Here is a 24,497-nt window from a genome sequence, read left to right as displayed (position 1 = left end):
GTTACTCTGTCACCTTAGCCGGTACACGATTAGGTTCAGCACTCAGTGATGCTGGTTGAGCCAATACTGTGATTTCATTGGACTGTTGTGCTGGCCTACTTTCAGCCAAATCCTTTCCAATCGCCTCGTGAATTTCCTTACTATCATTAATAATCAAGGAATCGCTGCCGGTGTTTTGCTGTTCAATCCGCTTTTCCGCTTGTTTATTGAGCACCAAGATACTGATGCGACGGTTAACTGGCGCACTGGCATCTTCCTGTTTCAGACGAACCGTCGCAGCCATGCCAACAACACGCAATATCTTTTCTTCATCCAATCCCCCGATCAACAACTCTCTTCTTGATGCATTCGCTCGATCTGCGGATAGCTCCCAGTTACTGTAACCACGCTCACCATTAGCATATTTCAAGTCATCAGTATGACCAGACAAGCTGATTTTATTGGGAATATCATTCAGGATTGGGGCAATAGCCCGCAAAATGTCACTCATGTAACTTTCAACTTTTGCACTACCAACCATAAACATTGGCCGGTTTTCTCGGTCAATAATCTGGATACGTAACCCTTCATCCATCATGTCAATCAACAGATGTGGACGTAATGCTTTAAGGCGGGGATCAGTAATGATCAACTGATCGAGTTGCTCACGCAGCCTATTTAATTTACGAGCCTCATTATTAGCTTCAACGACTTCAACCTGACGCAGAATGTCACCTTCCTGATGAAGCACATCCTCCCCTCCTCCTGGAATAGGATTAGAGCTATCACTGCTACGCTCCCCTTTATTGATTGCAACGTGTAACGGGGTACGGAAATATTCTGCAATTCGAGTCAGTTCTTGTGGGCTGGAAATTGCCAACAACCACATAACCAGAAAAAATGCCATCATGGCGGTCATAAAATCAGCATAAGCAATTTTCCATGAACCACCATGATGTTTGATGCCATTCCTTTTACGTCTTTTTACCCTAATGACAGAGACGTTACGCGCCTTCATGCCTGTTCTTCAGTTTCTTGCGGGACAGGTACTTTTACCCGGCGAACATGTTCTTCTAACTCAGTGAAAGAAGGGCGATCTGTGAGGTAGAGTGTTTTACGACCGAATTCCACAGCAATTTGTGGAGCATAACCATTCAGGCTGGATAATAATGTCACTTTAATGCATTGCATCATTTTAAGATGTTCACCGCTGCGCTGACGTAACAATGTTGCCAGTGGCGAGATAAAACCATATGCCAGCAAAATACCGAGGAATGTCCCAACCATTGCATGAGCAATCAGCACGCCAAGTTCTCCTGCCGGGCGATCTGCCGAACCCAAGGCATTAACAACCCCCATAACAGCAGCGACAATACCAAAAGCAGGAAGAGAATCTCCAACCATCATCAAACTGGTTGCCGGAATCTCGCTTTCCTGCTCATAAGTTTCAATTTCTTCATCCATCAAAGCCTCAATTTCATGAGGATTCATATTGCCACTCACAATCAATCGCATGTAGTCAGTGATAAAATCCATCAAATGCTTATCCTTAAGCAAACGCGGGTACTGGGTGAAAATATCACTCTGCTGAGGATGTTCGATATCTCGCTCTAATGCTAAGACACCATGCATACGGGATTTTGCTAACAACCGAAAAAGCAGCGCCATCAGATCCATATACATCACTTTGTTATATTTAGATCTACGCATTACCTTTGGCAAAACACGCAATGTTGCCTTAATCGCTTTTCCGTTGTTACCAACAATGAAAGCACCGATACCAGCACCAGTGATAATTAAAAATTCAGCGGGTTGATAAAGTGCGCCTAAATGACCACCTACAATCAGGTAACCACCGATTACCGCCCCAAAAACTACGATATATCCTAAAAATACTAACACGCGATATCCTTTAGCTAAGTTGGTGAGCGGATGGGAAGTTGAGCAGTTTGAATCCAGAATGGTTGTGGTTTCAATACAGGTTACAAGAGAAAAAGTAAAATCTGTAACCTGTAGGAATAATTTTCCCATTTAAATTCACACTGCGTGCTGAGCAAGTCCATCCAGCAGTTGTGAATTAGTATCGGCAGACTCAAGGGAAAGTTTACGTTTTTTTACTGCACGTGATGGCGGTTGGCAAAGACTACAAACAAAGCTATTCACAGGTTGATGAGCATGAGTAATAAAAGTTCCACCACAGGTCCGACATTGTGAAGGTTGCAACATGCCACTGTCCACAAAACGTACCAACGTCCAGGCACGAGTCAACGCCAAAACCGGTGCGTCCCCTTCAACAGGAGGACATTGTTCAAGATAGAGTCGATACGCTTTAACAACAGCCTCTACACCTTCACAATAACCACTCTTGAGTAAAAAACGATAGGCATTATAAAACATTGATGAATGAATATTCTGTTCCCACGTCATAAACCAATCAGTTGAAAAAGGCAGCATCCCTTTGGGCGGAGGACTCCCCCTCAATTCTTTATAAAGCTTAATTAGTCGCCCTCTGCTCAATTGTGTTTCACTTTCAAGCAGTTGTAACCGTGCCCCCAAAGTGATGAGTTCCATCGCCAACTGTATATCCTTAGCTTCTTGAACTATACTTTTCTCGGCCATCTCTTATGCTCTTTTTTTCACTGACGTATCGTCTTTCGAAGATAACTTCTGAAACAAATGAGTAGATAACAAAATGCCTGTATGTATTTGTTGTAAATCATCCACTCGGGATTCCCTAGTAAGCTGCTGAATAGTTTCACTGTCTTCGAACCGGAAATTACAGACTAATTGATTAGTCTCAGCGAGCTTGACCAACTGAGGTAATGTCAATTCAGACAACGTATCAGCCATAGAATCGCTAATACCTAAACGGAACATCGCTGACGCTTTTTCATGGTTAATTAATCGCTGAGCTAAAAGCAAATACGATAAATTTATGTCATAAATATGTTTGAGCAATTCAACCGTACTCATTTCTCTATCCCGTCCGATTACATTAAAAAATCAGTTAAGTGTTCGAAAAACCACTCGTGAAAAAATTCCTAAAATAGCTTAGGGATTAATAATCTCTTACATAACTAAAATATACAGGGTTAGTCAGAGCAGTAACCATCCTTTGTATTACTTTTGATTCATCCAACTTCAAAAATATTACGGTAGTGAGTTGCAAAAATAATATTGCGTTACCTGATATAACATTTTTCATTGGCGATTAAGAATATTCTTAATGCAGAACAACTTTACTCCTGAATCATCGACTTATACAACGGAAAGAGGACGCAATTTTAAATACTATGTGACATAACTCACAAAAACAAGGGCTTTTAATATGCATTTAATCGATGAATTGCTCATTAACTATTCAAACAATTAAATAAAATCCGAATTCTCAATTTTAATAAGTTAAATTATCTAAATAAAAATATTAGATATATTTTTTGATTTTATACGATCTATTAAACTTATAAATTTAAAATAACGATAAAAAATCCTATCCTGAGTCAAACTAACACTAAAAAAGACAGTTTTATCCTTGAGTAATAAGTGTAAACAATAATCTTATTCTGAGATCCGGCATCTCCATTTGTACGATAAAACAGATTAAGTTTATGTAAAATTTGGTTGCAAAAAAGATACTGGTATGATCACTTTTCGTTTAGATTTGTACCTTTTTTAACCAAAAGGCTTAACTAAAAATGCATACCACCATGTACAGATAACACTAACCATACAAAAATAGCATAAAATACAGTAAGATAATGAATAAAAAAACAACTATAACAACATCTTATTGATTGCATAACAATCAATATCCAGTATAGAGACAGCCAGAAAAATCGGTCTATTTCAACTCCTGACAACCCAAACAGCAGCAAAATTAATTAGAAAAACTTATCAAATAGCATATCTCATAATATAATAATACGCAAAACCCCTCTATCGATTACTTTATCTTTTTCATCTTTAGTCTTCATGCCTCAAATTAATTATTAATTAAATTTACATATGTCCAATATATATATTTTAAAAACATTAGTCATTTTAAACTAATTGAATATGATTTATTATCCTTACAATCTGCTTTAAAGTTCTGTAAGAGATACAATTCCAGAAATAAAACGTCCAAATTACATAAATATATAACCTTATCAAATATCCATCATAAATAAAATCACCGCCATTTATATAATACAAGAAACAGATAGTTTACATATTAATATTTAAATAAAAAATACACGCTATTTCAGAATTCATATTCTTATGATACAAATCAAATGAAATATTAAAAGTCATTTTTCCCATTTCTCATTATTTCATGTAATATTTACGATCATCATCACAAAAACATTATTTATACATATAAAGAATATAGCTAATAACGTCATTAATATATATCAAAAACGTCATTTCCTTAAATGATAAAAATAGATAAAACAATTAACTCTACAGGAACAAAATAATTAATTGAAATTTATTGCAAAAATAATTAATAGGAATAGAGATAAAAATCAATATTATTTCCCACCAGAATAATGAAATTAATAATCATTGGTGATATAAATACCCTAACATTCCATAAGAAAGATGAAAAGAATAGGATTTTGATAAGAAATTTATTTCCCCATATAAATAATAGTGATAATTTTCCAAGTAATTATAACTATTCATCAAACATGACAGTTTAATGCAACAACCGATTACAACCTAACCTAATCACAGAAATACCCTCAGAACAAAGGCTCTAAACCCAATAGTTCATCAAACAAGAAGGGAATATAGCTATCGAGAATCATTATCAATTATGTAATCAATAACACTGGAAATGTATCTGTTTTTTGGACAAAACACATCCTTTATACGCGCAATATATGAACAAAAGATATCTGAGAAAATAACAATTCAATACACTAATCTGGCTAAAATAAAACCTTATGCACAAAATTTTTCACTAAAAAAATCATCAATATCAAAATATATATCTATAAAACAGAAATGAAACAAACTGGCTCCGCCAGTACCATAGAATATTCAACATTTTTAATACCTCATTTATAATGATCTTCTCAGGAACTGTTTAATCCATTTTATCCCAATGTAAAAAAACCAAGAAATATCACACATCAGATCTTGTACTAGTAAATGAATATTTTGCACCAAAAAAATGGAATAAAGGCTCTGGTAATCAACATTAAAAAAACATTACCAAAGTTCAAACTTGCCGTTATATTCAAGCAGTTGATAATACTCCCACTCGCCTCTCTTCTCTTAACGGACCTTCATTTGACACCCCTAAATTCTTTATCAAGCCTAGTAATATCTATCGCTTTTTTTGCACTATCTGTACCTTTGCTAACAAAAACTCCTACACCAGCGTATCTCAATACCACAGCATTATTAATGTTATTATCAAGAAATCAACTGCATGCCCGTTCTTTTACAATACAGGATTTTTACGATGCACAGTTTACTAAATACCAATCTGATTTCATTTCTCAAGATTTCAGTAACCATCAGCTCTGTTTGTTAGAACGCTAAAATAACTTTGAATTCTAACCCTACATCATGACAAATCCTGACAGTAATAGCAGAATTATCCTCGGTAAGAACTCTTGCTGCTGCGCCACTCTCTCTTAATACAGAAATAACAGGGACTGCACTCCCCTCCACTGACTCAAAGAAAGTTAGCAACTCCTGTAATATCATCACTCTTTCATCACCATAAAGATGACAAGCGTTTTTACTTTATCATCGGATAAATATCGAACAGTTAAATTAATACTCTAAAATCTTGTCTGATGGTAACCATTAACTACCTCCATTATTTTTTCACGACATTCTTCATCAAGCAGAATTATTATCTATTTTACTCTTATATAAGAACAAACTTAGATCATTTCTTCTACTTATCCTTTGAAAATAATTGATATTTTCACTGAAAATTCTGAGCAATAATGAACAACTGATGGCGAACCAAATTAAATATCAACTCATCAATTTTTCTGTACCCGCGTATGATACCTATATCAGGTTTATCATGACTAAATTCTGATATGAGAATAGCAATCCAGTAACAATAACCAAGGCTAAAAATACCGCATCAAACGACTTTTACCTGGAGAAGCCATTAATCAACAATAGATTAATTGTAACAACAGTAACTATTTGACTAGTACCACTTCGCATATCTGCCTCAAATAGCAGCAAGAACATAATGTCACCTAGTACAAGATATTCGATCAATCATTCTTGCTTGTTTCTGATGACGAAACCCCATTTGTCAACGGTGATTCCTTATCAAACTAGTGATTGCTGTTTTACACAAAAGATTTTCAGATCGGTAGTTCAGAAACAATTTTCCAGTTTATTGAGCTAACGCTCTTTTCCAGACTTATACGACAAACAATTGCTTCTATCTCTTTTTGCTCATCCAGTGTTGCTAACACTTCAGCGCACACTTCAAATTTTCCAAGTTGAACTCTATCAGCGAAATTCAGTGATTGTAACCTCACAGATACTCCATTGAGAGCCTGTAACACCAAAGTTCTCACCAGAATTTCATCATCACTGTCACACACTACGTGAATTTTATAACACTGTACTTGATCAATAGCCTGCTGCCTGGGTTGTAAATTAATACGTTGAGCCGCTTCACGTAACAATATATTTGCGCAAAGAATAATGGCGGTTGCTATCGCAGCTAGCCAATATTGTCCGAGGCCACACAGCACACCAATTCCAGCAGAGCACCATAAGGTTGCTGCGGTATTTAATCCACGAATGTTCATACCTTCCCGCATAATGACACCCGCACCAAGGAAACCAATGCCTGAAACAACTTGTGCAGCAATACGACCAGCACTATCGGGTGAAGTTGTTATTGAACTGAGGATAAAAACTGCTGCACCGGTCGCAACTAATGCATTGGTTCTTAAACCTGCCATACGTTGACGCCATTGGCGCTCAGCACCAATTAATGCGCCAAAGCACATAGCCGATAATAAATGAAAGACAAAAGGAGTTATTAACATGACATTCTCCATACAACCAAATGGATAAATAATCATGTGCATTTATTTTGCACACAGAAATGTATGCTGAATGTTTAATTCAGCCCTATTTTCTGTCCATACCCGGAGGTAACAAAGCGTAAATATATAACAGCATAATAAAAACTCAATATACTATCCCGGCTACTTGACCAAGTACCGGATAACACCATTCTTTGAGTAAGTACAGCTCAGATATTTTGAGTGGTACTGCCCGCTTTATTTGGCAAGCAGCAAATCGGAAGGAAATAGCTTGCCGTTTTATTGTCTATTTAACTGAAAACTTTGACTATCCAATGGCTATCTCCCCAATAAAATTTGTACGAAGTATAATCAGGAGTAATTAATAAGTAAAGAAGGATATGACTTTAGTAAAGAAAAAACCCGTCACTATAGAAAATAGTGACGGGTTTCAAAATCATCCAAGCAATCAGATAGCCATTACGTTTGCTGCTGCTGGACCTTTCGCACCATTTTCAATGGTGAATTCTACGTTCTGGCCTTCTGCCAAAGTTTTGAAACCGTTACCCTGAATGGCAGAGAAGTGAACGAATACGTCTTTGCTACCGTCAGCTGGGGTGATGAAACCGAAGCCTTTAGACTCGTTGAACCACTTCACTTGACCTTTCATTTTGTCAGACATTGTGACTTTCCTATATATCAAAAAAATTTTGCCACCATTGGGCATGTATTGGCCAGTTATATCAGCTATTACTTATGGAGGCACTAAGAAGGAAACGCGTCAACAAAGGCTATCTGAGGATAACACTTACACATAACTCATTAACTCAAGATGTCGTACATAAAGTAGGTCTGTTTATCAGGCCGGCTGCATTAACTCATGATAGAAAAGGAATAGCAACCTTTTTATGCATTGGTGTTTTAAAAAAAATATCAATGCTCATTATTAAAGCAATAATTTAACAAACAACGTCATTAGTTATAAATTTTTTTGATTTATTCAACCTTTATCTTAATGAAAGCATTAGAGTTAGTCTTAGTCAATAACAATTGGCAGATTAAAATAAAACAACTGATCTACGTAAGATCGCCTCCCCCATGCTAACCTTGAGGACAAATAGTTATGAAAATATTTCACTTTTCCTTTGCTTAATCAGGTCAATATATGAATATCATTAAACAGATACTGATTCAGGATCTTGAACGAATCAACATTGAAGAACAACGTGATGGTAAACCCCGTTTTAACAACCAATTTATCAGCAACTATCCTTATCTTTGCCTAGCTATGCTTATATCCTACCTGTTTCTCGCTGCACTTATCTGGTACGCCCCATATTTTAGTTTACTTTCACTGCTAGCTTTTACAGTACTCTTCATTATTATGTCGGCGGTTCTACTACTCGAAATCAAACCTATATATCGGTTTGATGATATCGGCGTACTTGATTTACGAGTATGTTACAACGGCGAATGGTTCGTCAGCGAAAAAATCTCAGACTGCGCAATCAAAGAGCTTTGTTCCCACCCTCATGTTCCACTGGCAATAAAAGATGAAATCAAACGCATTATACAAATGAAAGGTGAAATTCATTTTTATGATGTTTATATCATGGCGTTTCCTGAACAATCACATATAGCAACATCGTTACCGATCATGAATAGCCGATAATGAACAAAAGTACTTAACTTCAACAAAATAGCGCAATTATAAAACAATGCGCTCATATGACGAGCAAATAACAAAATAATAAACTTTTTGCGTTGACAGATTTTCAATTCATCACTAGTATTTGCCCCGTTCTCAAGAACGATTCCTCCATAGTTCAGTCGGTAGAACGGCGGACTGTTAATCCGTATGTCACTGGTTCAAGTCCAGTTGGAGGAGCCAAATTCAAGTCTGGAGATGCTAAAGAGAATCTCTAATACGCATGAAATAGCCAGTATGCAAAAAATGGCTAGCACGCAAAAAGCCCAATGAGAATTGGGCTTTTTTCTATATAAGCAACAACACATTCGCCGGCACCAAAATAATCAGTCCAGAGCTACCTTGTAAATCTTCTCTTTAGATTTATGTAATATATTCACTTCACCAACAAATGATATTTCATAGTGAATTTTTACCTGACCATTACCTATATAATTAAAGAAATCAACTCCACCCGGTTGACCATCAGCATTTTCTTCAGGCTTAATTACAGCTAACCGGAAAATATTATCTTCACTACCTTGTAAAGAATCTATCTTTAATACTAATGCTCCTGTATCTCTATTATTAGCAGAATACCCCCTTATATATACTGTACCTTTTTTCAACTTCTTATCTTTAAGTTTAACATCGTTGACCAAAATATTGATGTCATAATCAATAATACTCTCACCAATTGGTCGGCCCCTATTTTCATCATACTCTTCAATATAAGGCACTTCTAAATCACGACGAACTTGGACTGTTGCAGAATCTTCATCAAGCTCTACAAGTACACGTTGAATAGCAGAAAATCTAGCAGCACCGCTTTCGCTAATAGTATAGTAAAGGCTATCATGTTTACCTTGAGTAAGGAGATCATTTTTCACAGGCAAACTACGAATATCACCGCTATTTTGCACACCAGGAACCATTTCAACATTATCATTATCAAAAACAAATTTCAGTTCATATTTATCTAAAATATTGGAATCAGTAAAAAGTACTTTAACTCCTGCTTTTATATCATCACCGCTAATAACATTATCATAATGTGCCGGATATACAGGTGCTGCCAATCCTACTGACTTCAGTTTAAATCGATTCAGAGCGACTTTCGCTACCACACCACCACTCGCATCCGTTACTTCAACATCAAAACCAACTGTAGCATTAACTCTCTGATCTGTCTTGATTTTTACTAATATTTCAGACGCTCTACTAATGGGATCAAATGCGCTATTGTTATTTACGATTTCATATTCGCCTTCATTCAAGCCGTTCACCACCACTTTACTTTTGTGATTTTCTAATGATACAGAACCATCATCATCCTGTAGAACTACAAACAATCGTAATGGAACGTTAAACCAGTCTTTATGTGAAACCCAGTTAGTTACATCAGTATTAATTAAAAAATTCATGACTTCTCCTCATCTGTTTTATAAAAATCACCAGAAAATTAGCCACTCTTTTCGGGGAAAATGTTATTTACTTATTTTATATTTAAAATTATTTTTACCTCCTTACCAATTATTTAATTTAAAATATTTTCTGAAATAATTTTTATTAATTTAATTTTATATGCATATAAAAATATATTATTAGATCGATAATATCTTAGTGCACTAGCAGAAAATGATATTTTATTATTAATGGCAAGTTCTTTAACATTCTCTTTGGCGTGGATTAATATCATGCTTGCCAAATCAGAGATCAAATACAAAATTACTTTTTCAGTTAAGAATTATAGACAAGTAAATCCGCTAATAAATATCAAAATACAATAAGTGTTCTGTTAAAACAGATAAAATAGGAAAATTATCATGTAATATATAAATATCATAAATAACACAAAAATAAAATTATCTAATATATATTTAATTATATTTTCAATGCTCATTATTAATTATTTTCCAAATAAAAATATAGATGATATTTTCACCATCTAATTATCATGGGTAAATATCAGTTAACTCTCGCATTTCTTGAGTTGAAAAATTTAATTGACCAAAAAATGGTAAAAAACATCATTATTGAACATCAGTTAACCAATCAAACTCAATTTTTACTTTTCCCCTTTGACAAGCCCAAAATACCCAGATATTATTCGCCTCGTTGTCAAGGACAATTCCTCCATAGTTCAGTCGGTAGAACGGCGGACTGTTAATCCGTATGTCACTGGTTCGAGTCCAGTTGGAGGAGCCAAATTCATAAGAAGCCCGCTAAATGCGGGCTTTTTGCCTCCCTAATTCCAGTAGTTGCTTACAACATAATATAACAATTCTAATCAACCGACTTCTATAGCATACATCTCCAGCAAATAAGCCTTATTCGGCATAAAAATAGATCAAAAAGTTCAGTTTGACAGCAAATAGACCATTTTTGTTATTTTCTACTTTGACAAAGCAAAAGCATATCGTTAATATGCACCCCGTTGTGAAGGAGTTCCTCCATAGTTCAGTCGGTAGAACGGCGGACTGTTAATCCGTATGTCACTGGTTCAAGTCCAGTTGGAGGAGCCAAATTATGAAAATCCCGCTTAATGCGGGATTTTTGCTATTCTGACTTCTCTACTTAATTCTCCCAACTATTTACTCACAACATTAAGATTAAGCACAGTAATTCGATTCAACTTACATTAATGGAATAAAATTCCATCAACCATCAATTAATTAGCATAAAAATATAACAACAAGTGCATTTTGCCAGCAAACAAACTCTTTTTGTTATTTTCTACTTTGACAAAGCCGAAGCATATCACTAATATACGCCCCGTTGTGAAGGAGTTCCTCCATAGTTCAGTCGGTAGAACGGCGGACTGTTAATCCGTATGTCACTGGTTCGAGTCCAGTTGGAGGAGCCAACTTCATCTCTTTTTTACCCTCATATTTCATTTTTTCCTTTGTTATAAGAAAATCCACCTCTGATTACCCTAACCTAGTTGATTTGGCTAAGTTTTTTTCTAAAAATTATATTCATTAATAGCTATTCAACCATTTTAGCTTTATCATCCATTCCCGGCTTGGATATGCTGAACTCAGCATCTTCGTTCCTATCATATATACTGGAGCCGGTTTCTCATGACCACTGAATCATACACAATAAAAATCCGCCGCCCTGATGACTGGCACCTCCATTTTCGTGATGGTGAAATGCTAAAAACTGTCGTTCCCTACACCAGTCATTACTTTGGCCGGGCTATCGTCATGCCTAATCTGCTTACTCCGATTACAGAAGTGGTCAGTGCCAAGGCTTATAGAGACAGAATACTGGCAGCCATTCCCGAAGGACATAATTTCCAGCCTCTTATGACCTGTTATCTTACTGACACGACTGAAAGCTCTCAGATAGAAATAGGTTATAAAGAAGGCATTTTTACCGCTTGTAAGCTCTATCCTGCCAATGCCACAACCAATTCAAGTCACGGTGTCTCTGATATAAAGAATATTTATCCACTATTAGCAGCGATGGAAAAACTGGGGATGCCTCTGCTCGTCCACGGTGAGGTTACTGCTTCTCATATTGATATTTTTGATCGAGAAGCCCGTTTTATTGAACAAGTCATGGAGCCACTACGTAATCAATTCCCAGCACTGAAAGTTGTGTTTGAACACATAACTACCAAAGAAGCCGCACAATATGTGCTGGAAGGCAATAACAATCTGGCAGCAACATTAACTCCACAGCATCTCATGTTCAATCGCAACCATATGCTGGTTGGGGGGATTCGGCCACACCTATACTGTCTGCCTGTGCTGAAACGCAATGTGCATCAAGAGGCTTTACGGGCAGCCGTCGCCAGTGGCTGTGATCGCTTCTTTCTAGGCACAGACTCAGCACCACATGCACAACACAAGAAAGAGTCTTTCTGTGGTTGTGCCGGCGTCTTTAACGCACCATCAGCGTTACCTGCTTATGCAACAGTGTTCGAGGAGATGAATGCATTACAGCATTTTGAAACATTCTGTTCACTTAATGGCCCTAAATTTTACGGGCTACCTGTCAATGAAGGCTTTATCGAACTAACTCGCAAACCTTCTACCGTAATTGAACACATTGATTGCAATAATGAAAAACTTATTCCATTCTTGGCTGGCGAAGATGCCCGCTGGGATGTGAAAGTAGCAGACTGATATAACATGGGGATGGTCATCATCCCCATTAATTTACATAGTTATCAATACACCAACAAATTGACTTATAATTCCTAACAAAAAACCTTCTTACTTTCATTAAAAAGCATATACTAACTAATGACTCATTCAAGAATGAGGTCGTTTGCTCTTAGTCAATGATATTAATAAATAATGCAGTGATCTGATTAGGAGGTTTTATGGGCAGTAAAGATGAAGTTATTCAAACGCATCCTGTTGTAGGTTGGGATGTCAGTACCGTTGATACATATGATGCAATGATGCTACGCCTTCACTATTTGTCCTCCCAAGATCAAACACCAGAACATGTCATGGTAGATCGAACCTTATGGTTGACAACTGACATTGCAAAGCAATTGATATACATCCTCCAGGCAGGAATTGAAAAGATCGAATCTTCAGAATACAGCGATCTAAACCATACTAAGCATTAATAATCTTAAACCCGGACACCCGTATAAATGGGTGTCCGGTTAGGAGACCACATCGATTCATCTCAAAGATTTTGTCTGGAATACCATATCACTATATAATAATTTCGGATTAAGCTAACTTAACCATCAAAATTGCCGAGTTGACTACTAATAGATGGGGCGTTTATTGTGAGTTTGGCCAAACAGGAACAGGGATGTACAATAATGAAAATCTTAATTGTTGAAGAGTGCTATTATACCCGTTCAGGTATCAGAGAGTTTTTAAGGGAAAACGATAACGCTGAAAATCTTGAAATTATTGACTCACCTTCAATTCACGAGGCTATAGATATAGTAACTCACTTTTCCCCTGATATCGTTTTAGCTAATTTGACACATTATTGTCATCATGCCAGTTACTGTTCCGCTTTACAGAAATTTATAACTCTTATAGATAACACTCGTATTTATATATACCTTAATAGCGCCTATCCTTATTGTGACAATTATATTACATTGAAGGATAATGCTGTTATTCTCGCAAAGAGAAATCTTACCTATTTGCTTAATAAACTTAGTAAAACCACATTGCAAGAAATTCAGAGACACAGAGCAAAAATCGACCAATATTGTTCTATTTTCAGCCCTCAAGAACATAAAGTTATCGATTACTGGATGAAAGAAATCCCTAATTACCAGATATCCCAAAAGTTAAAAATCAGTAATAGTACGGTCTATTCTCATAAAAGACACATTACTGAAAAAATCAATGTGCGTAATAGAGTTGAACTCTGCTTTATTTACAATGTATTTAAATATCTCTATTAAAATATCCTATTAACTATACCTATGGATTTCAAGATGCATCGCGACGGCAAGGGAGCGAATCCCCGGAAGCATAGATGACTATGTGACCGGGGTGAGTGAGTGCAACCAACAAAGAGGCAACTTGAAAGATGACGGGTATAAATCAAATAAACTGGCACATTGATCGCTGTGCCAGCAATTAATCACATTATTCAGCAGACTGTAGTGAAAGGCTGTTCAATCCATCCTGTAGACGATGCCGGGATTTATTAAATATTTTTGCTCCATTTTCACGACCGGCACGGCGAGCACGCTGCTCTGTTTCCGGTAATCTTACTTCTTCTCCGCACATTTCACTACAACAGCCTTCAAATTTAGTTGCACACTCTGGACATTGAATAAATAGCAAATGGCAACCTTCATTTTTACAATTAGTATGACTGTCGCAAGACACGCCACATTGATGGCAATGAGCGATCACATCGTCTGAAATACGCTCCCCCATCCGCTCATCAAAGACAAAGTTTTTACCAATAAAACGTACCGGTAATCCCTGTTCTCTCGCTTTACGGGCATATTCGATAATACCGCCTTCTACGTGATAGACGTTTTTAAAGCCATTGTGCAGCATATAAGCACTGGCTTTTTCACAACGAATACCACCGGTGCAGTACATTACAATATTTTTATCCTTATTATCCTGCAACATTTCCGCAGCCATTGGCAACTGTTCACGGAATGTATCAGAAGGAATTTCAATTGCATTTTCAAAATGCCCGACTTCATATTCATAGTGATTGCGCATATCAACAAATAGCGTGTCAGGATCATCCAGCATCTGGTTGACCTGTTCTGCTTTAAGGTACTCGCCAGTCTTTGATGGATCAAAAGTTTCATCTTCAATCCCATCAGCCACTACGCGGTCACGTACTTTCATACGCAAAACCCAGAAAGATTTCCCATCATCATCAAGCGCAATATTCAGCCTCAAATTATCCAATGCAGGATCAATCCTATACAACAAAGCCTTAAATGCTGCTAAATTATGGGTTGGTAAACTTATCTGAGCATTAATCCCCTCTTTAGCAATATAAACCCGGCCAAATACTGAAAGCTCGGTAAATTGTTGATACAAGCTGTTACGAAAAGCCAGAGGATCTAAGATGTTAAAATATTTGTAAAAAGAGATGGTCGTGCGAGGTTGGGTCTCCGCCAACATATGTGCTTTCAGCTCTTTATTAGAAATGCGGTTGTGTAACACTGGCATGGTGTACTTTCCTGAATTTCAAGTCATAAAATATAGGTGTATAAGTGATAGCCTCCGCTATCAAGCGTAATATGATAACGAAAATGATTTTCAACGAGTAGTCATTTGTAACGCAGTGATAGGAAATCAGTAATAATAAAACGGGAGGGCCCTCCTCCCATCAATTGATTACGCAGTCCTTTGCACACAGGCCAAGGGTAGATACGCCAAACAACTAGCAACCAGCCGGTTTAACTGGCAATGGCTTAATCTCTATCAAGGCTGGAACCAATCATCAGCGCTTTCCCATGTGTCTCGTAGAATCTCTTCAACAATTTTCCTGTCATCAGGCGTACCACCACGAACAGATAACCCATCATGACTTGCCAACTTCACATTGGTTTTAACATCAGGCCAGCGACGTTTAAGACGGTTATCCAGTTCTACAGCAAGTGCAGGGACAGCACCTTTTGGCAGTTTTTTAGATTTATCGATAGTGACTTCTACATGCATAATTTTTCCCTCCACAAACAATACTGTTCATATAAACAGTAATATTATCTACATGAATTGTAAATAGCTCTGTAAAACTATTTTAATTTTTATTTATCAGTAAATTATGAGCTACCATTCTTTATTAATGACAAAACGGGATGACAGCTAAGCGCACCAAAATCGAGCTCATAAACATTTCATGCTTGAAAACTTCGATATCCCGTCAAAAAATGTCACAATAAGGAAATTGTTTTGTCCATCTTATTGGAACTATAAAAACCTGAGAATCCATGATACAAGCACCTTCTTTTCAACGTTCACTACTTCATCCCCGTTATTGGCCTATTTGGTTTGGTATCAGTCTGCTTTACTTACTGGTTCTGCTCCCCTACCCCGTTATTTACTGGATAGGCACACGTCTGGGCAGATTTTCTATGCGCTTTCTGAAAAAACGTGCCAAAGTTGCCGAAAGAAATCTTGAGCTATGTTTTCCTGATATGCCACAAGAGGAGCGCCACACGCTATTAATAAAAAACTTCGAATCCGTCGGAATGGGAATATTTGAAACGGGTATGGCCTGGTTTTGGCCTGACTGGCGGATAGAACGCTGGTTTACAGTTACTGGGCGAGAAAATATTCAAAAAATTCAAACTACTGGGCAAGGAATTATTGTTATTGGTATCCATTTCCTGACGCTGGAACTCGGTGCCCGAATTATCGGTTTGCTCAATCCGGGCATTGGTGTCTACCGACCAAATGATAATCCGGTTATGGATTGGCTACAAACATGGGGACGACTGCGCTCCAACAAATATATGCTGGATAGGAAAGATGTCAAAGGCATGATCCGCTGCCTGAAAAAGGGTGAAGTTGTCTGGTATGCCCCCGATCATGATTACGGCCCACGAAAAAGCGTATTTGCACCACTATTTGCTGTAGAACACGCTGCAACAACCACGGGCACTTCGATACTTGTGCGCCTCGCTGATCCGGCAATGATCCCCTTTACCCCCCGTCGTCTGCCTGATGGAAAAGGTTATGAACTGATTATTCAACCGGCAGTCGCCGGATTTCCAAAAGATGATGAAGTGAAAGCGGCTGCTTTCATGAACAAAGTTGTCGAACAGGAAATTTTACAGGCACCTGATCAATATATGTGGTTGCATCGTCGCTTTAAAACCCGACCTAAGGGGATGCCTTCCCTGTACGGACAAGCGGACAAAGTTCATTAAATATCTTACGGCTGTTTCTTTACCCAAGAAGCAGCCATAATCACTTTCCACACAACTCAATAATTCATTATCTTATTTCAATCCTAATGCTGTATTTCTTAATCCAATCTATTTCCGATTTTTATATAAAAATCAAAATAAACCTAAAATTTAAAAATAAATACCAAGCTGACAATCAAACTAGTTTATTTTTCTTACCTCTTATTATCACTGTTAATATCAAGCTCTTGGAAAGATGACTAATATATTATAGTTATTACTTAATTTATTATTTTAAAATATTTTCCCCATAAAAATACATTGAATATAAATAGAAGTAAGTCAATAGGTCTTATCCTAATTTTAACCAACCAATTATGAGAAATGAGATTTATGTCGGATTTTGCTCTGAAAAATGGAATATAAAGTAAGAGATATCCTACTTGTTAATAAAATTGACCGAAAAATATGTTAAAAATATATTAACAAGACAGGACATCATTTAATAAAAACGTGGCTTTTTTGTTTGCTCTAAACCTAAATTTGAAAGAGCTTTTTAAAAGCTTTATTTGTCACACACACTGCACTCTTAGAGTGCGGTCTTATAGGAAAACTTAGATGCAATCCTCCATTAACAATACAAAAACCAGAACTTTCTTTGGGCATCCTTATCCATTAAGTTCTTTGTTCTTCACAGAAATGTGGGAACGTTTCTCTTACTACGGCATACGTCCACTGCTGATCTTATTCATGGCTGCAACCCTCTATGATGGTGGTATGGGTATTCCTCGTGAACAGGCCGCTGCCATTGTCGGTATCTTTGCAGGTAGTGTTTATCTAACCGCATTACCCGGTGGTTGGCTGGCGGATAACTGGTTAGGTCAACGTCAAGCAGTCTGGTACGGCTCAATCATTATTGCATTAGGGCACCTGTCTATTGCTCTTTCCGCCTTCCTCAGTCATCACCTGTTTTTTATCGGCTTACTACTGATCGTATTAGGCACAGGACTGTTTAAAACCTGTATCACCGTAATGGTCGGAACACTGTATAAAAAAGATGATCCACGTCGTGATGGTGGTTTTTCCCTGTTTTATATGGGGATTAATCTCGGTTCCTTTATCTCTCCATTAATTACTGGCTTACTCATTCAAGACTATGGTTGGCATTGGGGTTTTGGTATTGGTGGGCTAGGAATGCTGGTTGCCCTACTGATCTTCCGTTTCTACGCTGTTCCCCTAATGCGCCGCTATGATAAAGAAGGTGGCCTAGATTCAAACTGGGATCGCCCTACGGTGAAACGTAAAAACGTCGGCAAATGGGTTTCCATAACTGTCATCGCTATGATTGCGATTATTGCCCTGTTAATCCTCGGTATCATTCCATTTAATCCAGTGGCTGTAGCCAGTACGATGGTCTATATCATCTCATCCTGTGTAACACTTTACTTTATCTATCTGTTCCTGTTTGCTGGTTTGAGTAGTAGTGACCGTTCTCGCCTACTAGTTTGTTTCATTCTGCTAGTATCTGCTGCATTCTTCTGGTCCGCATTCGAGCAGAAGCCAACCTCATTTAACCTGTTTGCCAATGATTATACTAACCGCTTAGTGATGGGATTTGAGATCCCAACAGTGTGGTTCCAGTCGATCAACGCACTATTCATTGTCCTACTGGCTCCCGTATTCAGTTGGCTTTGGCCTACATTAGCCAAAAGTAATATCAACCCAAGCAGTATCAGTAAATTCATTATTGGTATTCTGTTCGGTGCCGGCGGTTTTGGTCTGATGATCCTGGCGGCCCAGAATGTACTAGCAACAGGTGAAACGGTTTCTCCACTCTGGCTGGTCGCAAGTATTCTGTTGCTGACACTCGGTGAGCTGTGCCTTAGCCCCATTGGTCTAGCAACGATGACAATACTGGCCCCATCCCGAATGCGGGGTCAGGTCATGGGCTTGTGGTTTTGTGCAAGTGCTTTGGGTAATCTAGCTGCCGGCTTGATTGGTGGACATGTGCGTGCTGACCAACTGGACAATTTACCTGATCTGTTCTCCCGTGTATCTTTAGCTCTGGTTATTTGTGCAGTGGTATTGATGGTATTAATTGTCCCCATTCGCCGCCTGCTCAATAGTGCTGATAAGTCAGAAGCAAAAGCCCAATAATATTTATCACTCACGTAAAGCCATTTCATCATAAGATGGCTTTACGTATCTCAACACACAAACTTGATATCCTTGAAAATACATACATTATTAGTGCATTACCGTTGTAGCTGATGGCTTAACTATCTGTTTTACATTCAGTGATTCGGCTTGATATGCATGATTACGCACATCCCACAGTTCAACTGCATGTTGAATATTAAGCCAAAACTCTGCGGTATTCCCCAATGCCGCTGCCAATTTAATCGCCATAGGAACGGTCAGCGAACCTTTATCATGCACAATCCTACTTAATGTATTGCGGTGAACACCCATAGCTTCCGCAAGCACATTAATTTCGATATTCAAAGGCACCAGAAACTCACTCACCAATATTTCACCCACAGTTGCAGGGCGACGTTTTGTATTCCTCATCATTTATTTCCCTCAGTTTAATAGTTATGAGGATTCAGATATGTATCAACTGCAATCCCATCAATCCATTGAAAAATAAGCCTATATTGCTTATTTACTCTTATTGAACACCATCCCCTTAAATAACCATTCAAATATTCAAAATGATTTCCGGGAGGGATTCTTAAATCAGCCTCTTTAACCGAAGCATCTAGAATTTGTAGTTTTCTGTATAACGCACGTTGTAAAGATGCGGGTATGCATTTGTGCGGTAAATCTTGTTCATAAAATCTTTCTAGCCATCTATCCCTGAACTCAACAGCCATAACATCCTCGTTGTTTGTATGTTACGCACAATCATGTTGTGCATAAAGTCATAAAATGCTGAAAATATCATTTGGCTTTACGCAACCTAGCTGGAGTACAACCGTAATGTTGACTAAATGCAAAGGTAAAAGCTGACTGGGAGGCATAACCAGATAGAAAAGCAATGTCAGCCAAAGTTCTATCACTGTAAACCAGCAGATTATAGGCAAATTCCATCCGGCACGTTTTCAAATAAGTCATTGGACTCATCCCTGTTGCAATAAAAAGTTTACGACGCAAGGTACTGGCAGATACTGCGCAAATATCAGCCATATCCATCACCGTCACTTTCTCATGCAAACGCCCAACAAGCCCCTGATGTAGTTTGACTATCAACGTTGAAGACGAACCTACTTGTGGTAGCTGAGCGAGCAACAAACGGGCAGCATCAGCGTGATTAGCGGGTGGCTGCGGGTAATCATGCAACCACTTAATAAGAGCAAGCGCAGAATCAGGTAATGGTTGCCAGAAAGCATCATTATGTAATGGATTAAACAGTGCCGAAGGCAACTCCAACACTAATTGCTGATTTTCACCACTAGCGAAAAAGCTGTGTTTCACATCTGGTGGGATCATAACAACATTTCCAAAACTAACGGTACGTTGTTGCCCTGCTACGTTTAACTCAAGTTGCCCGTTATAGCCAAAAACCAACTGCCATAACCCTTGATGGCTATGGCTAATAGTTTCAGCAGAATACCGACGTAAATGTAATGAAGGTAATTGAAGAGCCATATTTATTGTCGCTGATTAAAATACACGCCATTCATTCGACAACAAAATAGCGTGACTTACAATAATTTATGACCATTTGGGACAGGAAGAGTAAATTCTGCGATCACCACCGCACCATTCTCATCCACACTGCCGGTTAACAATACTTCTGATTTAACACCCGCGATCCGCTTTGGTGGAAAATTGCATACACAAAGAACCTGACGGCCAGTTAATTGTTCAGGTGTGTAATGCACAGTTATCTGGGCGCTTGAGCTTTTAACACCCAACTCGCCAAGATCAATTTGTAATTTATAGACAGGTTTGCTGGCTTTAGGATTCAATTCTACTGAAATAATTGTGCCAACCCGCATATCGACTCTCTCAAAATCGGTCCATTCGATCTGTTCCATATATTCCTCTCCTTTAGTGCGAAGTCATTATACTCACATGCTAATGAAGGAAATTCTTTCGAAAGAGTGTCAATAATTGTCGACAAACCGCCTATTTTTCCCGACAGGTCATTCAATTCACTATCGAGTTGCTTTGAGTCACAGTTATTCCCGATCGAAAAAGTTACTTCTGGTCATGCCGCCATTCTCTTTAACACGCGCAGCGCGTTCAAGATCCTGACGGACTTTCTTACTGAACCCATCATCAAAGTTATTAAAATCATTAAAGTTGTTAAAGTTGTTAAAGTTGTTAAAGTTGTTAAACTCTTCTATTTTCAGCAAGAACTCAATTTCTCTTGCCTGTGTTTCCAGTTCCCACTTCTCCGCCACTTTATTATTTGCAATGAGCTCATTCAGATCCCAATTCATATCCAAATGCTTGGACTCAAGATTTTCTCTCTGCTTCATATATTCTGCCGATGGCTTATTGTCTGCCGGAATATCACTTTTATAATGGAAATTTAAAGCAAATGCTTGGAAAGAAATTGCAGATAAAATGACAAAAATGTAACGCGATCCTTTAATCATCGTGTGATCCCTCTTTAAAACCATAACTCCAAACAATTATTAAATAATTATTGTCAATAGGAATCAACAACATTTACGTATAAAAAGTCAGTTATCAATATCAGGTTTACATTTTGTTTAAACAGAGATTTTTCCACTAACCCGGTAGAAATTAACCCGCTGATATCTGCGGGTCAATAATCATTAGATGTTCATCGGGAATACAAGGCGTTACCTTCGCAATTAAATCGGGTTCCCTTGTCGATAAGCCAGCGCAACCGCCAAAGATTGCACTAAACACAAAGTAGCGGACTGAGAACGGAATGCCTCCACCTGTGCTTCTTTAACCACAAAACAAACATCACTAAAACTGGCAAGTGGGCTAATCTGGCTATCAGTAATCACGATCTGTTTTGCCCCGGCTTTCGCCGCCCGCTCACTGACCATCAGTGTTTCTTCTGCATAAGGGGTAAAACTGATTGAAACGATAACATCTTCTTCCCCAATTAAATTAATCTGCTCCCTGAACATTCCCCCCAAACCATCCACGAGTAAAGGGCGACATTCCAGATGATTCAATGCATAAGAAAAATAAACCGCCACACTAAAAGAGCGGCGCAGCCCAATAATGTAAATATTCCTAGCCTGAGCCAATAAATCTACTGCGTTCCTTAAATCTTCGGGGGCCGTCCTGGCTGCTAGCTGTTGCATTGCCTGCACATTTGAACGAGCAAATTCCTGCAAAATATGCTGAGGGTCTTCTGGCGGCTCCTGTTCGCCATCCAGTTCCCTAAATAACCTGGCCCGGTCTGCATAACTGGCGGTTTCTTCCACCATATGCATGCGAAATAGCTGTTTCATTTCATTAAAACCACTGAAATCAAACGCATTAGCGAAACGAATTAATGTTGATGGAGGAACATCAGCTTCTCTGGCAATCACAGCAACAGTATCAAAAGCAACACTATTAGTATTATCCAGCACATATCGAGCTACTTGTTGCAGGCGTTTACTCAATTCACTATAGCGTGAACGGACTTGTTCTTGAAATTCATTCAGATTCGATGCGACAGACATAAATCCCCCATAAAATTTATCGCCAGCAATTGTAATCGTTTTACAGTATAAGCTGAATCATATTTCATTTTTATAGTTAAAAATGAAACACATAATCCATTCATTGTAATGATTTATTATTAACACTATATTGATTAACATCTAATTAGTCACCTAATTATCGGTAATTCATAAAAACTTTACTCCGATCACACTAATTGCCTTTTGTTCCAAATCATATTGAAAATAAAATATATATTTCATATATCTATTATCAAAGTTTCCGATTCAGTACTAACATCAAATCCACAAAAGAGGCTCAGAATGGAACAAGTACAGAATTATGTTAATGGGCAACTCATTCCCAGTCATAGCACCCGTTTTTCGCCAGTTTTCAATCCAGCGACGGGAAAACAGATACGTCAGGTAGCACTAAGCACAGCTCATGAAGTTGAACAGGCAATTGAAGTCGCTCATCAGGCTTACAGTGAATGGTCTAAAGTTTCACCTCTCAAACGTGCTCGTGTCATGTTCCAGTTCAAAACATTACTGGAAGCTAATATAGACAAACTGGCACGATTGATTTCAGAAGAACATGGAAAAATCTATTCAGATGCTATCGGTGAATTAACTCGTGGTCTGGAAGTCGTTGAGTTTGCCTGTGGCATTCCTCATCTACAAAAAGGTGAACATTCCGCGAATACCGGAACAGGCATAGATAGCCATTCATTAATGCAGCCTTTAGGCGTTTGTGCCGGCATTACCCCTTTCAACTTCCCGGCAATGGTTCCTATGTGGATGTTTCCTATCGCATTAGCGACAGGGAATACTTTCGTATTGAAGCCATCAGAAAAAGATCCCTCTCTCGCGGTTGAATTAGCATCACTACTTAAACAATCCGGTTTACCCAATGGCGTATTTAATGTTGTCAACGGCGATAAAGAGGTGGTCGATGTACTACTAACAGATCCACGCGTACAAGCCGTCAGCTTTGTGGGTTCAACTCCTGTTGCTGAATATATCTACACTACCGCCTCAGCTCACGGGAAACGCTGTCAGGCTCTCGGTGGTGCAAAAAATCACTGTATCCTGATGCCAGATGCCGATCTTGATATGGCTAGCAGTGCTATTACAGGTGCGGCTTTTGGCGCAGCCGGTGAACGTTGCATGGCATTGTCTGTTGTATTAGCGGTTGGGGATGAAACGGCAGATGCGTTAATTGAAAAATTACGTCAACAAATCAACAAAATATCTGTCGGTCCCGGTATTGCCGCAACTAAAGAAAACGATATGGGTCCCGTTATCTCCGCGCAACACCAAGCTAAAATCGGTGATTACATCGACAGCGGCGAAAAACAAGGGGCCAGCTTGTTAATTGATGGCCGTCAACTCAAGGTTCCGGGTTATGAAAATGGCTATTTTATTGGCCCGACGCTGTTCGATAATGTCACGCCAGAGATGAAAATCTATCAAGAAGAGATCTTCGGTCCCGTTCTGTCAATTGTCCGTGTACCCGATTATGCCACCGCGCTAACATTAATTAACTGCCATCAATATGGTAATGGTACCGCGATATTCACCCGCGACGGAGAAACCGCTCGCCAGTTTAGCGAAGATGTACAAGCGGGTATGGTAGGCATCAATATCCCCATTCCGGTACCAATGGCCTTCCACAGCTTCGGCGGCTGGAAACGCTCAATTTTTGGTCCACTTAACGTTCACGGTAATGATGGCGTTCGCTTCTACACCCGCATGAAAACCGTTACCAGCCGCTGGCCAGCAAGTATCAGGTTAGAACATCATTCCAGCAGTTTTGTGATGCCAACAATGGAATAAAATGGAGTTCTGTA

Annotated in this window: 23 protein-coding genes and 4 tRNA genes; 11 read left to right on the top strand and 16 right to left on the bottom strand. The window is 38.4% G+C overall.

All coding sequences use genetic code 11. The features are described from left to right. Position 1: 1 nt before the first annotated feature. From motB to cspE, 7 genes are all read right to left on the bottom strand, one after another. Positions 2-997, bottom strand: coding sequence for a flagellar motor protein MotB (gene motB / locus KZ793_RS05010; protein ID WP_225814036.1), 996 nt, complete (start codon positions 995-997; stop codon positions 2-4). Further along, positions 994-1,881 (bottom strand): flagellar motor stator protein MotA, encoded by an 888-nt coding sequence (gene motA, locus KZ793_RS05005; protein ID WP_225814034.1) that lies wholly within the window; start codon positions 1,879-1,881, stop codon positions 994-996. The genes motB and motA overlap by 4 nt, the downstream gene beginning before the upstream one ends. A 135-nt stretch (positions 1,882-2,016) precedes the next feature. Continuing rightward, positions 2,017-2,598 (bottom strand): flagellar transcriptional regulator FlhC, encoded by a 582-nt coding sequence (gene flhC / locus KZ793_RS05000; protein ID WP_118984432.1) that lies wholly within the window; start codon positions 2,596-2,598, stop codon positions 2,017-2,019. A 3-nt stretch (positions 2,599-2,601) separates the two neighbouring features. After that, positions 2,602-2,952 (bottom strand): flagellar transcriptional regulator FlhD, encoded by a 351-nt coding sequence (gene flhD / locus KZ793_RS04995; RefSeq protein WP_036775787.1) that lies wholly within the window; start codon positions 2,950-2,952, stop codon positions 2,602-2,604. A gap of 2,550 nt (positions 2,953-5,502) precedes the next feature. Further along, a complete protein-coding gene (locus KZ793_RS04990; RefSeq protein WP_225814032.1) occupies positions 5,503-5,685 on the bottom strand; it encodes a hypothetical protein in 183 nt (60 codons plus the stop codon). Positions 5,686-6,308: 623 nt separating this feature from the next. Then, positions 6,309-7,007 carry an MgtC family protein gene (locus tag KZ793_RS04985; RefSeq protein WP_225814031.1) on the bottom strand — a complete coding sequence of 233 codons (699 nt, stop codon included), beginning with the start codon at positions 7,005-7,007 and terminating at the stop codon, positions 6,309-6,311. Positions 7,008-7,455: 448 nt separating this feature from the next. After that, positions 7,456-7,668, bottom strand: coding sequence for a transcription antiterminator/RNA stability regulator CspE (cspE, locus tag KZ793_RS04980; RefSeq protein WP_011146114.1), 213 nt, complete (start codon positions 7,666-7,668; stop codon positions 7,456-7,458). A 483-nt stretch (positions 7,669-8,151) separates the two neighbouring features. On the opposite strand from cspE, the gene KZ793_RS04975 reads away from it, so the two are divergent. Together KZ793_RS04975 and KZ793_RS04970 are read left to right on the top strand one after the other, a co-directional pair. Continuing rightward, positions 8,152-8,658, top strand: a complete 507-nt coding sequence (locus KZ793_RS04975) for a YlaC family protein (RefSeq protein ID WP_225814030.1) — start codon at positions 8,152-8,154, stop codon at positions 8,656-8,658. Between the two features lie 143 nt (positions 8,659-8,801). Beyond that, positions 8,802-8,877, top strand: a tRNA-Asn gene (locus KZ793_RS04970). Between the two features lie 143 nt (positions 8,878-9,020). Here the strand turns inward: KZ793_RS04970 and KZ793_RS04965 are convergent. Continuing rightward, positions 9,021-10,097, bottom strand: coding sequence for a hypothetical protein (locus KZ793_RS04965; protein ID WP_225814029.1), 1,077 nt, complete (start codon positions 10,095-10,097; stop codon positions 9,021-9,023). A gap of 708 nt (positions 10,098-10,805) precedes the next feature. Here KZ793_RS04965 and KZ793_RS04960 point away from each other — a divergent pair. The 6 genes from KZ793_RS04960 (at position 10,806) to KZ793_RS04935 (ending at position 14,071) form a co-directional block, all read left to right on the top strand. After that, a tRNA-Asn gene (locus KZ793_RS04960) sits at positions 10,806-10,881 on the top strand. A gap of 241 nt (positions 10,882-11,122) precedes the next feature. After that, positions 11,123-11,198, top strand: a tRNA-Asn gene (locus KZ793_RS04955). Between the two features lie 265 nt (positions 11,199-11,463). Then, a tRNA-Asn gene (locus tag KZ793_RS04950) sits at positions 11,464-11,539 on the top strand. Between the two features lie 217 nt (positions 11,540-11,756). Further along, complete coding sequence (gene pyrC, locus KZ793_RS04945) at positions 11,757-12,809, top strand: dihydroorotase (protein ID WP_225814028.1); 1,053 nt, start codon at positions 11,757-11,759, stop codon at positions 12,807-12,809. A gap of 200 nt (positions 12,810-13,009) precedes the next feature. Further along, positions 13,010-13,264 (top strand): biofilm formation regulator BssS, encoded by a 255-nt coding sequence (bssS, locus tag KZ793_RS04940; protein ID WP_036775794.1) that lies wholly within the window; start codon positions 13,010-13,012, stop codon positions 13,262-13,264. A 204-nt stretch (positions 13,265-13,468) separates the two neighbouring features. After that, positions 13,469-14,071: a response regulator transcription factor gene (locus KZ793_RS04935; RefSeq protein ID WP_225814336.1), complete on the top strand. Its 603-nt coding sequence runs from the start codon at positions 13,469-13,471 to the stop codon at positions 14,069-14,071. Positions 14,072-14,258: 187 nt separating this feature from the next. Here KZ793_RS04935 and trhO read toward each other — a convergent pair whose 3' ends face one another. Beyond that, positions 14,259-15,317, bottom strand: coding sequence for an oxygen-dependent tRNA uridine(34) hydroxylase TrhO (gene trhO / locus KZ793_RS04930; protein WP_225814027.1), 1,059 nt, complete (start codon positions 15,315-15,317; stop codon positions 14,259-14,261). 255 nt (positions 15,318-15,572) lie between these two features. Next, complete coding sequence (locus KZ793_RS04925) at positions 15,573-15,809, bottom strand: DinI family protein (RefSeq protein WP_225814026.1); 237 nt, start codon at positions 15,807-15,809, stop codon at positions 15,573-15,575. A gap of 272 nt (positions 15,810-16,081) precedes the next feature. Between KZ793_RS04925 and KZ793_RS04920 the strand changes: the two genes are divergently transcribed. Next, a complete protein-coding gene (locus KZ793_RS04920) occupies positions 16,082-17,023 on the top strand; it encodes a Kdo(2)-lipid IV(A) acyltransferase (RefSeq protein WP_225814025.1) in 942 nt (313 codons plus the stop codon). Positions 17,024-17,620: 597 nt separating this feature from the next. Further along, positions 17,621-19,159, top strand: a complete 1,539-nt coding sequence (locus KZ793_RS04915) for a peptide MFS transporter (protein WP_225814023.1) — start codon at positions 17,621-17,623, stop codon at positions 19,157-19,159. 90 nt (positions 19,160-19,249) lie between these two features. Here KZ793_RS04915 and KZ793_RS04910 read toward each other — a convergent pair whose 3' ends face one another. The 6 genes from KZ793_RS04910 to KZ793_RS04885 form a co-directional block, all read right to left on the bottom strand. Then, positions 19,250-19,576: a HigA family addiction module antitoxin gene (locus KZ793_RS04910; protein WP_225814021.1), complete on the bottom strand. Its 327-nt coding sequence runs from the start codon at positions 19,574-19,576 to the stop codon at positions 19,250-19,252. 14 nt (positions 19,577-19,590) lie between these two features. Next, positions 19,591-19,878, bottom strand: a complete 288-nt coding sequence (locus KZ793_RS04905) for a type II toxin-antitoxin system RelE/ParE family toxin (RefSeq protein WP_225814019.1) — start codon at positions 19,876-19,878, stop codon at positions 19,591-19,593. A 67-nt stretch (positions 19,879-19,945) separates the two neighbouring features. After that, positions 19,946-20,653: a helix-turn-helix domain-containing protein gene (locus KZ793_RS04900; protein ID WP_225814017.1), complete on the bottom strand. Its 708-nt coding sequence runs from the start codon at positions 20,651-20,653 to the stop codon at positions 19,946-19,948. Positions 20,654-20,709: 56 nt separating this feature from the next. Then, entirely contained in the window at positions 20,710-21,045 is a 336-nt protein-coding gene (locus tag KZ793_RS04895) for a tRNA-binding protein (protein ID WP_225814015.1), read from the bottom strand. A gap of 144 nt (positions 21,046-21,189) precedes the next feature. Next, positions 21,190-21,612: a hypothetical protein gene (locus KZ793_RS04890; protein WP_225814013.1), complete on the bottom strand. Its 423-nt coding sequence runs from the start codon at positions 21,610-21,612 to the stop codon at positions 21,190-21,192. A 222-nt stretch (positions 21,613-21,834) separates the two neighbouring features. Further along, the gene (locus tag KZ793_RS04885; RefSeq protein WP_225814011.1) at positions 21,835-22,668 is read right to left on the bottom strand and encodes a MurR/RpiR family transcriptional regulator; all 834 of its coding nucleotides are present in this window, start codon (positions 22,666-22,668) and stop codon (positions 21,835-21,837) included. Positions 22,669-22,971: 303 nt separating this feature from the next. Here KZ793_RS04885 and KZ793_RS04880 point away from each other — a divergent pair, with 303 nt between their 5' ends. Further along, a complete protein-coding gene (locus KZ793_RS04880) occupies positions 22,972-24,483 on the top strand; it encodes a CoA-acylating methylmalonate-semialdehyde dehydrogenase (protein ID WP_225814009.1) in 1,512 nt (503 codons plus the stop codon). Positions 24,484-24,497 lie beyond the last annotated feature (14 nt).

The organism is Photorhabdus antumapuensis (assembly GCF_020387775.1).
GTDB lineage: Bacteria > Pseudomonadota > Gammaproteobacteria > Enterobacterales > Enterobacteriaceae > Photorhabdus > Photorhabdus antumapuensis.
This window is presented reverse-complemented; position numbering and strand designations above follow the sequence as displayed.

Excerpts from the sequence above, each read along its gene's own strand:
- cspE (WP_011146114.1), bottom strand. The coding sequence starts at position 7,668 with ATGTCTGACAAAATGAAAGGTCAAGTGAAGTGGTTCAACGAGTCTAAA.
- KZ793_RS04890 (WP_225814013.1), bottom strand. The coding sequence starts at position 21,612 with ATGATTAAAGGATCGCGTTACATTTTTGTCATTTTATCTGCAATTTCT.
- trhO (WP_225814027.1), bottom strand. The coding sequence starts at position 15,317 with ATGCCAGTGTTACACAACCGCATTTCTAATAAAGAGCTGAAAGCACAT.
- flhD (WP_036775787.1), bottom strand. The coding sequence starts at position 2,952 with ATGAGTACGGTTGAATTGCTCAAACATATTTATGACATAAATTTATCG.
- flhC (WP_118984432.1), bottom strand. The coding sequence starts at position 2,598 with ATGGCCGAGAAAAGTATAGTTCAAGAAGCTAAGGATATACAGTTGGCG.
- KZ793_RS04965 (WP_225814029.1), bottom strand. The coding sequence starts at position 10,097 with ATGAATTTTTTAATTAATACTGATGTAACTAACTGGGTTTCACATAAA.
- KZ793_RS04900 (WP_225814017.1), bottom strand. The coding sequence starts at position 20,653 with ATGGCTCTTCAATTACCTTCATTACATTTACGTCGGTATTCTGCTGAA.
- KZ793_RS04935 (WP_225814336.1), top strand. The coding sequence starts at position 13,469 with ATGAAAATCTTAATTGTTGAAGAGTGCTATTATACCCGTTCAGGTATC.
- KZ793_RS04975 (WP_225814030.1), top strand. The coding sequence starts at position 8,152 with ATGAATATCATTAAACAGATACTGATTCAGGATCTTGAACGAATCAAC.
- motB (WP_225814036.1), bottom strand. The coding sequence starts at position 997 with ATGAAGGCGCGTAACGTCTCTGTCATTAGGGTAAAAAGACGTAAAAGG.
- KZ793_RS04905 (WP_225814019.1), bottom strand. The coding sequence starts at position 19,878 with ATGGCTGTTGAGTTCAGGGATAGATGGCTAGAAAGATTTTATGAACAA.
- bssS (WP_036775794.1), top strand. The coding sequence starts at position 13,010 with ATGGGCAGTAAAGATGAAGTTATTCAAACGCATCCTGTTGTAGGTTGG.
- pyrC (WP_225814028.1), top strand. The coding sequence starts at position 11,757 with ATGACCACTGAATCATACACAATAAAAATCCGCCGCCCTGATGACTGG.
- KZ793_RS04915 (WP_225814023.1), top strand. The coding sequence starts at position 17,621 with ATGCAATCCTCCATTAACAATACAAAAACCAGAACTTTCTTTGGGCAT.
- KZ793_RS04985 (WP_225814031.1), bottom strand. The coding sequence starts at position 7,007 with ATGTTAATAACTCCTTTTGTCTTTCATTTATTATCGGCTATGTGCTTT.
- KZ793_RS04880 (WP_225814009.1), top strand. The coding sequence starts at position 22,972 with ATGGAACAAGTACAGAATTATGTTAATGGGCAACTCATTCCCAGTCAT.
- KZ793_RS04920 (WP_225814025.1), top strand. The coding sequence starts at position 16,082 with ATGATACAAGCACCTTCTTTTCAACGTTCACTACTTCATCCCCGTTAT.
- KZ793_RS04910 (WP_225814021.1), bottom strand. The coding sequence starts at position 19,576 with ATGATGAGGAATACAAAACGTCGCCCTGCAACTGTGGGTGAAATATTG.
- KZ793_RS04885 (WP_225814011.1), bottom strand. The coding sequence starts at position 22,668 with ATGTCTGTCGCATCGAATCTGAATGAATTTCAAGAACAAGTCCGTTCA.
- KZ793_RS04925 (WP_225814026.1), bottom strand. The coding sequence starts at position 15,809 with ATGCATGTAGAAGTCACTATCGATAAATCTAAAAAACTGCCAAAAGGT.
- KZ793_RS04895 (WP_225814015.1), bottom strand. The coding sequence starts at position 21,045 with ATGGAACAGATCGAATGGACCGATTTTGAGAGAGTCGATATGCGGGTT.